Genomic DNA, 8235 nt, shown 5'->3' on the forward strand with positions numbered 1-8235 from the left:
CACCATGAACGATGTGGATGCCATCGTCGTCGGCAGCGGCGCCGGCGGCTTGAGCGCGGCCTTGCGCCTGAAACAACTGGGCGCCTCGGTCCTTTTATTGGAGGCCATGCCCTCCTTCGGCGGCTACATGAACCCCTTCCGCCGCAATGGCTACATCTTCGACACCGGCGTCCACTACCTGGGCAAACTGGCCCCCGGCGGCAGTTTCCAAATGCTGCTGCAACTGCTGGAGCTGGACAAGGCGGTCTCGTTCATCGAGATCGACCCCGACGGCTTCGACCGCTACCACTTTCCCACCTTCGAACTGCGCATGTGCAAAAACCGCGCGGCCTACCAGCAGCGGCTGCTGTCCCTCTTTCCCGACGACGAAAAGGCCATCGCCCGTTACTTCGGGGTGATCGACCGGCTGCTCAGCGCCTTCTCCGACCCCCACGGGCCGCCCAAAACCTGGCTGGACCGCATCCGCTACATCCTGCGCCACCCCGTGCTGATGAAATACCACCGGGCCACCTACCAGCGACTGCTCGACGGCATCACCCGCAATCCCAACCTGGCGGCGGCCCTCTCGGCCCACTGCGGCAACTGCGGCCTGCCGCCGGACCGGGCCTCGGCCTTCGTCGCCCTCATGTTGCTGGACCACTACATGGATGGCGCCTTCTATCCCAAAGGAGGCAGCGGCGCACTGCGCGACGCCTTTGTGCAAGCCCTTGAGCGCAACAATGCGAGCCTTCAGAAGCGCACCCCGGTCACCGCCATCACCCGCCGCCAGGGCCGCTTCCAGATCACCACCGCCCGGGGCGACACCTACACCGCCCGCACCGTCATCAGCAACGTGGACCCCATCATCACCCTGCGCGACATCGTCGACCCGGCCCTCGTGCCCCGCGCCATCAAAAAAAAGATCGCCCGCATGACCCCTTCGGCGGGCGCCTTCTATGCCTTCATCGGCACCACCATGGACCTGTCGGCCGCCGGCATGACCGACGCCAACCTCATCCATTACGGCCACGACAGCGTGAATCGCACTTACAGCGCCATCGACCAGCGCGCTCCCACCGACCCGTTCCCCTATTTTTTCATGACCTCCCCCTCGTTGAAAGACCCGGAATCCGGCCACGCCCCCGAAGGTCACCACTGCCTGGAAATCATCAGCGGCCTGGGCCATGATCACATCTTCCAACAATGGCGCCGCACCACCGTCAGCCGCCTGCGCGGCGAAGCGTACCAGGAGCTCAAAGAAGAAGTCGGCATGCGCCTGATCCAATCCGCCGAACGCTATCTCCCCGGTTTGAGCAAGCAACTCGACTTTGTCGAATTCGCCACCCCCTTGAGCAACGCCTACTGGGTCAACAGCTACGAAGGCGCCAACTTCGGCCCCGACCAGACCCCACGCCAGTTCGGCCCGGGCCGATTCATGGATTGCCGGGCGGGCATCGAGGGCCTCTTCCTCGCCGGCGCCGGCACCATCAGCGGCGGCGTACTCGGCTGCATGGCCTCGGGCGTCTGGGCCGCCCAACAGGCCGTCGACCACTTGGACGGAAAAACCAAATAAAAAATCAGCCCTCCCCCTTGCCCGACCCACGGCAAACGCACCTTGCCTGTCGGTCGCGCAATGATCGGATGGCTGATTTTCAGCAGCGAAACGGCCCATCCCATCCGGACATCAAACCGCCCACATGGATGGCACTCGAACAATATCGGCCCGCCGGGCCGATAAGATCAAACCCCTCAGGAGCCGCCCTTGTACCCCACACTCACCGCACCGCCGTCCACAATCACCGGCACCCGGCGCTTCCCATCGGAAAGCTTGAGCATCTCCTCCAGCTTGTCCGCCTCCGCCTTGACATCGATATAGCGATGTCCTTCATGGGCCGCACGGGCCCTGTCCGTATGGGGTCACCCCACCTTCCCGTAAATAACCACCTTGTCCGTCATCTTCTTCACCTCCAAAATTTCAAATGGTTGAAAAGCCGTTAACAGTTTCCACCGCCTCGGTGAAAAACCGCCTGACCTTCGGCCACCGGCAACTAGTTCCCGCCGCCACCCCCCCCACACACATCTAAACGACAGAATTCATTAACTTAAAACTTAACACTTAAAACTTAAAACTGGGCCCGCCAGGGCCCTAAAACCGGCCCGCCAGGGCCCCCCACACCAACGGCATCGTCTCCTTGGGACTGATCTTGTACCACGCCCCCTCCACACGCCCCTCGGCATCGATCAAAAACGCCGAGCGGACGATCCCCATGAAGGTCTTGCCGTACATCTTCTTTTCGCCCCACACACCGTAGGCCTCCGCAATCTTGTGGTCCGCATCGGACAACAGCGGGAACCCGAGGCCATGCTTCTCATCGAACTTCTTCTGCTGTTCCGGCGCATCGGGGCTGATCCCCACCGCCGCCACCCCCATGGTCCGCAATCGGGGCAGTGCGTCCCGCACCGCCTGGGCCTGGGTGGTTCACCCCCCGGTGTTGGCCTTGGGGTAGAAATAGAGCAACAGCTTGCCGCCAGCGTAGTCCGCCAGCCGCACGACGCGGCCCGCCTGATCCGGGGCCTGGAAAGGCGGTGCCGCATCTCCTGCCTTCAGTTGAGTCATGGCGCATCTCCTCGATATTTGTTATGGTCGGAAGAACGGTTCATTGCAGTGGAAAAATGGCGTCGCGAAACCGATTGTCAACCCAGCACCCGACAAGGGAGGAAGCAATGCCCACGCGCATCATCGACCTGGCTGTGGCCATCGAAGACGGCCTGCCCAGCGATCCCGAAAAAATGATCCCGCACATCGATTACACCGATCACGCCACGGGCGCCGCCCAGATGACCGAGTACTTCCCCGGTCTGCAACCCGAACAGCTGCCTGCCGGCCTGGGCTGGGCCGTGGAATCGATCCAGCTCACCACCCACTCCGGCACCCACCTGGACGCCCCGTATCACTACCACCCCACCATGGACAAGGGCGCCCCGGCCCTGACCATCGACCAAATCCCGCTGGAATGGTGCTTCCAGGACGGCGTGCTGCTCGACTTCAGCCACAAAGCCGACGGCGAAGCCATCAGCGCCCAAGACGTGGCCACCGAACTCGAGCGCATCGACTACACTCTCAAACCCCTGGACATCGTCCTGGTGCGCACCGGCGCCGACGCTTTCTGGGGCCGCCCCGAATACCTGATCAAAGGCGCCGGCATGACCCGCGAATCGACCCTCTACCTGCTGGAACGCGGCATCAAAGTAGTGGGCATCGACGCCTGGTCCTGGGACCGCCCGCTGCCCTTCCTGGCCCGCCAATTCCAAGCCGAAGGCGATCCATCCATCATCTGGGAAGCCCATTTCGCCGGCATCGAACAAGGCTACTGCCACATGGAAAAAATGGCCAACCTGCACCACATCCCCCGCCCCCACACCTTCAAAGTGGCCTGCTTCCCCATCAAAATCAAAAATGCCTCCGCAGCTTGGGCCCGCCCGGTCGCCATTGTAGCCGAATAACGCAAACGAGCCCGCCCTGGCGGGCCAGTTTTAAGTTTAGGGCCCTGTGGGCCAGTTTTAAGTTTTAAGTGTTAAGTTTTAAGTTAATGAATTCTATCTATTATATGTGTGTGGGGTGTGTTGGATTTTGGCTGGGTGACCAAAGAACCAACCCAATGAACACCATGAACCCAACAAACTCAATAAACCCAACAAACCCATCTAACCGCCAGAATTCCTTCAACTTAAAACTTAACACTTAAAACTTAAAACTGGGCCCGATAGGGCCAACCCACCGCACCTCCGGATCGGCCCGAAACCAAGTAATTTGCCGCTTCGCATACCGCCGATGATCCCGTTTCAAACTGCGTACCGCCTCTTCCCAATCCAGGCGCCCCTGGATGTAATCCACCATGTGGCGGTAGCCCAGGGACTGCATGGACTTGAGCCGGGGGTCGTAGCCCCGCGCCAGCAGGCCGCGCACTTCGTCCAGCAGGCCCTCGGCCAGCATGGCGTCCACGCGCCGGTCGATGCGCGCGTAGAGCTGCTCGCGGGGCAGTTCCAGGCCGATGGTCAGTACGCGGTAGCGGGGCCGACGGAACCCATGGCGGCGATGGTGCTCGCTGATGGGGTGGCCCGTCTCGGTGACCACTTCCAGGGCGCGCACAATACGATAGGCGTCGTTGGGATGGATACGCTCGGCGGCCGCCGGGTCCAGGGCCGCCAGGCGGGCGTGCAGGGCGGCGGCCCCTTCCTGGTCCAGTTGGGCCTGCAACCGCCGCCGCAGTGCGCTGTCGGCGGGCGGCGCGTCGAACAGGCCGTACACCAGGGCCCGGATATAAAGACCGGTGCCGCCCACCACCACCGGCACGATCCCCTCGGCCTTCAATTGCCGCACCACGTCATCGGCCCGGCGCGCATAGGCCGCGGCATCGAAAGGTTGGTCCGGATCGACGATGTCCACCATATAATGGACCACCGCCGCCTGCTCCTCGGCGGTGGGCTTGGCGGTGCCGATATCCATCCCGCGATAGATCTGCATGGAATCGGCCCCCACGATCCGGCCGCCGACGCGGCGGGCCAAATCGATGCCGAAGGCGGTCTTGCCCACTCCCGTCGGCCCGCACACCACCAGCATGTCGTGGTCGAAGATCAATCCCCCATTTCGGCCATGAAATCGTCGTACATGGTCTCCAGCGACAACTTGTGCTTGGCCTCCTCCTGGCACAGCATCTTGAACACCTTCTTCTGCGCGTCCGTCTCGGCGTTGGCCAACATCTCGTTGTAGAGGCGCAAGGCGTTCTCCTCCCGCTTCATGGCCAGCATCAACAGTTCGTTGTAGCCCATGCCCGGATGGTAGGTCACATCCTCCACATAATCGCTGCGCTTGATATCGGTGATCCACTTGAACTTGTAGTCGTCCAGCTGCGCCCCCACTTGCCCGGCCTTCAGATCCTCCAGCAGGCGCTGATGCTTGCGCTCCTGCTCGGCGAACTCCAGCAGCATCTGCTTCTTGCCGGAAAAACGCTCCTGGCCGCTGATGCCGGTGTAAAAGTCAGCCGCCTCTTTCTCCTTCTCGATGGCAAAGTCGATGATGTCGTCCAAATTCTTGAAATCCATTCTCCATCCTTTCTATCTGCGCAGCAGCGCTGCCCCTATGCCGGCCGTCATCGATACGCTCATTGTCGCAACGGCCACTGCCCTCACAATGGTGTGGCCCGATCATAACCGCTATTCGGCACAGGTCAATAAATTTTGTTTTGCACCCGCTTTCATGTATAATCAGCGCAAGCAACAACAACCATCAACACTGCGCCATCGTCCGTTTAGATCGAGGATTCAAAACCCTTACCCGAGCGAATTCCGATGCGCCGTCGACATACTGAAAGGGACCACCTAATGAGAATCGCCATCGTCGGATGCGGCGACCGTTGCGTCCGCCTCATGGAACTGATCGCACAGCATGACTTCCAGGAGATCGATCCGCGCATCATCATGGTGGCGGATCTGGACCAACAAGCCCCCGGCATGGTCCTGGCCCGTGAAAAAGGCATCGCCACCACCACCGAATACGGCAACCTGTTGCAGCGCGAGGACATCGACCTGATCATCGAGCTCACCGCCCGGGAAGAGGTGTTCAACGATCTGCTGCAACGCAAACGGCCGGAGGTGCGCATCATTTCGGCCCAGACCATCCGGCTTTTCTGGGAGCTCTCCTACCTGTCCGACCTGCACAAACAGACCCGCCGCGAGCTGCAGGACACGCGGGCCAAGTGCAAACTGATCCTGGACGAGCTGATTCAGGAGGAGGTGATGATCATCAACCGCGACTACCGCATCGCGGACATCAACCGCCACCTGCTCAATAAGCTGGGCCTGCGGCGGGAAGAGGCCATCGGCCACCACTGCTATGAGATCACCCACCACCGGGACACCCCCTGCTCCGGCGAAAACCACCCCTGCCCCCTGGTGCAGACCCTGGAAACGGGGAAACCCTCCCAGACCACCCATGTGCATCTGGACAAGGAGAACCGGGAGCTGATCTACGCCATCAGCACCTATCCCATTATCGAGAACCACACGGTCACCGGGGCCATCGAAATCGCCCGTGACATCACCCGCGAAATCAACATGCAAAAGACGCTCATGGAGCAGGACAAACTGGCCTCCATCGGGCGGTTGTCGGCCGGCGTAGCCCACGAAATCAACAACCCCCTGACCACCATCCTCACCTCCACCATGCTGCTGCAGGAGGACCTGGCCGAGGAAGATCCGGCCCGCGAGGAGCTGCAAACCATCGCCAACGAAACCCTGCGCTGCCGCAAAATCGTCACCAGCCTGCTGGATTTCGCGCGGCAGAACAAACCGCAGAAAAGCATGGCCAATGTCAACGGCATCGTGACCGAAACCATCCTGCTGACCCACAAACAGGCCGCCTTCAAGGATATTACGGTCAGCTCCCAGCTGGCGCCCCGGCTGCCCGACCAGATGGTGGACAAGGGGCAGCTCGAGCAGGCCCTGATCAACCTGATCCTCAACGCCGTCGAATCCACCCCCGAAGGGGGCGCCATCAGCATCACCACCGCCTTCCAACCCTCCATCAAGGCGGTGCAAATCGATGTGGCCGACACCGGCAAGGGCATCCCCCAGGAAGACCTGGACAAGATCTTCGAACCGTTCTTCACCACCCGCGAGACCGGCACCGGTCTGGGATTGGCCATCACCCACGGCATCATCCAGCAACACGGCGGCTCCATCGAGGTGGAGAGCAAAAGGGGGCACGGGACCCGTTTTTCCATCTATTTACCATTGAACCAGAACAACGACCCGGCATGAGCCAAACGCCCGCAACCGTGCTCGTGGTGGACGACGAGCCCCCCATCTGCGAAAACTGCCGCAAGATCCTCACCCGCGCCGGTCACACCGTGGCCTGCGCCTACAACGGCCAGGACGCCCTGGCGCGCATGACCGACCAAACCTTCGATGTGGTGGTCACCGACCTGAAAATGAGCCGCCTGGGAGGCATGGAGCTGCTGCGGCGGGTCAAGGCCGCCTCCCCCGACACCATGGTCATCGTGATCACCGGCTACTCCACCGTCTCATCGGCCGTGGAGGTGATGAAGCTGGGCGCCTTCGACTACCTGCCCAAGCCCTTCACCCCCGATGAGCTGCGCGCCGTGGTGGCCCAGGCCGTGCAGGCGCGCCAGACCCTGCGCCAGAACCGGCGCCTGGTGCAGGAAGGACCGCGCCGCCGCCCGACCGTGCACCAGTTGGTGGGCGGCAGCGCCAAAATGAAAAAAGTGGTGGAAATGATCGCCAAGGTGGCGCCCACCGACGCCACCGTCCTGATCACCGGCGAAAGCGGCACCGGCAAGGAGCTGGTCGCGCGGGCGCTGCACGCCAACAGCCGGCGCAGCGAAAAGGTCTTTTTCGCCGTCGATTGCGGCACCCTCTCCGGCAACCTGCTGGAAAGCGAGCTGTTCGGCCACGCCAAGGGAGCCTTCACCGGTGCCCACAAAGAAAAGGAAGGCATCTTCCAGCGGGCCGACGGCGGCACCGTCTTTCTCGACGAAATCGGCAACATCGACCTGGAAGTGCAGGGCAAGCTGCTCCGTTTCCTGGAAAGCCGCGAATTCCTGTCCATCGGTCACACCACCCCCCGCAAAGTGGACATCCGCCTGATCCTGGCCACCAACCAGAACCTGGAAGAAATGGTGGCCGCCGGCCGCTTCCGCCACGACTTCTACTACCGCATCTACGTCTACCCCATCTTTCTGCCGCCCCTGCGGGAACGGCGCGAGGACATCCTGCCCATCGCCTACCACTTCGTCGCCCAGTTCGCCCGCCAGATGGAAAAACCCATCCGCGGCTTCGCCGAAGCGGCCGTCCAACACCTGGTCCAACAAGAGTGGCCCGGCAACGTGCGCCAACTGCGCAACGCCGTCGAGCGCGCCGTGATTCACAGCGAAACCGACACCATCACCGTCCGTGACCTCACCTTCGCCGACACCAACAGCGACCTGACCACCCTCATGACCCACGTCCCCGCCACCAACGAGGAACTGGTGCAACTCAAAAAAGAGATCCGCAGCAAAGCGGTCCTGGCCATCGAAAAAAACTTCCTGCTCCACGCCCTCAACGAAAACAATTGGAACATCACCCAAGCCGCCCGCCAAACCGGCCTCAAACGCACCAATTTCCAAAACATGATGCGCAAACACCACCTGAAAAAACCCAAAACCCCCTGATCCCCGGGCGTAGGGGCAATGTCTT

Annotated in this window: 8 protein-coding genes; 4 read left to right on the top strand and 4 right to left on the bottom strand. The window is 61.7% G+C overall.

Features of this window, described 5'->3' with window-relative positions; genetic code table 11:
- The first annotated feature begins 4 nt into the window (after nucleotides 1-4).
- Nucleotides 5-1552 carry a phytoene desaturase family protein gene (locus MRX98_RS19630; protein ID WP_246914165.1) on the top strand — a complete coding sequence of 516 codons (1548 nt, stop codon included), beginning with the start codon at nucleotides 5-7 and terminating at the stop codon, nucleotides 1550-1552.
- Nucleotides 1553-1728: 176 nt separating this feature from the next.
- Here MRX98_RS19630 and uxx1 read toward each other — a convergent pair whose 3' ends face one another.
- A complete protein-coding gene (gene uxx1 / locus MRX98_RS22100) occupies nucleotides 1729-1935 on the bottom strand; it encodes a UXX-star selenoprotein family 1 (protein WP_281432446.1) in 207 nt (68 codons plus the stop codon).
- A gap of 190 nt (nucleotides 1936-2125) precedes the next feature.
- Nucleotides 2126-2596 carry a thioredoxin-dependent thiol peroxidase gene (gene bcp, locus MRX98_RS19635; RefSeq protein WP_246914167.1) on the bottom strand — a complete coding sequence of 157 codons (471 nt, stop codon included), beginning with the start codon at nucleotides 2594-2596 and terminating at the stop codon, nucleotides 2126-2128.
- A 107-nt stretch (nucleotides 2597-2703) separates the two neighbouring features.
- On the opposite strand from bcp, the gene MRX98_RS19640 reads away from it, so the two are divergent.
- Nucleotides 2704-3483, top strand: coding sequence for a cyclase family protein (locus MRX98_RS19640; protein ID WP_246914169.1), 780 nt, complete (start codon nucleotides 2704-2706; stop codon nucleotides 3481-3483).
- A 238-nt stretch (nucleotides 3484-3721) separates the two neighbouring features.
- Here the strand turns inward: MRX98_RS19640 and miaA are convergent, their stop codons facing one another.
- Both miaA and MRX98_RS19650 read right to left on the bottom strand, forming a co-directional pair.
- On the bottom strand, nucleotides 3722-4618 hold the full coding sequence (gene miaA / locus MRX98_RS19645) for a tRNA (adenosine(37)-N6)-dimethylallyltransferase MiaA (protein ID WP_246914171.1): 897 nt from the start codon (nucleotides 4616-4618) through the stop codon (nucleotides 3722-3724).
- Nucleotides 4615-5082: a ferritin-like domain-containing protein gene (locus MRX98_RS19650; protein ID WP_246914173.1), complete on the bottom strand. Its 468-nt coding sequence runs from the start codon at nucleotides 5080-5082 to the stop codon at nucleotides 4615-4617. The genes miaA and MRX98_RS19650 overlap by 4 nt, the downstream gene beginning before the upstream one ends.
- Nucleotides 5083-5361: 279 nt before the next feature.
- Between MRX98_RS19650 and MRX98_RS19655 the strand changes: the two genes are divergently transcribed.
- A complete protein-coding gene (locus MRX98_RS19655) occupies nucleotides 5362-6798 on the top strand; it encodes an ATP-binding protein (RefSeq protein WP_246914174.1) in 1437 nt (478 codons plus the stop codon).
- Nucleotides 6795-8210, top strand: a complete 1416-nt coding sequence (locus tag MRX98_RS19660) for a sigma-54-dependent transcriptional regulator (protein ID WP_246914176.1) — start codon at nucleotides 6795-6797, stop codon at nucleotides 8208-8210. Before MRX98_RS19655 ends, MRX98_RS19660 begins: the two co-directional genes overlap by 4 nt.
- Nucleotides 8211-8235: the final 25 nt, after the last annotated feature.

This window comes from Desulfatitalea alkaliphila (assembly GCF_022968795.1).
GTDB lineage: Bacteria > Desulfobacterota > Desulfobacteria > Desulfobacterales > Desulfosarcinaceae > Desulfatitalea > Desulfatitalea alkaliphila.

Coding starts and splice junctions, on each gene's coding strand:
- MRX98_RS19630 (WP_246914165.1), top strand. CDS start 5: ATGAACGATGTGGATGCCATCGTCGTCGGCAGCGGCGCCGGCGGCTTG.
- MRX98_RS19640 (WP_246914169.1), top strand. CDS start 2,704: ATGCCCACGCGCATCATCGACCTGGCTGTGGCCATCGAAGACGGCCTG.
- MRX98_RS19650 (WP_246914173.1), bottom strand. CDS start 5,082: ATGGATTTCAAGAATTTGGACGACATCATCGACTTTGCCATCGAGAAG.
- MRX98_RS19655 (WP_246914174.1), top strand. CDS start 5,362: ATGAGAATCGCCATCGTCGGATGCGGCGACCGTTGCGTCCGCCTCATG.
- MRX98_RS19660 (WP_246914176.1), top strand. CDS start 6,795: ATGAGCCAAACGCCCGCAACCGTGCTCGTGGTGGACGACGAGCCCCCC.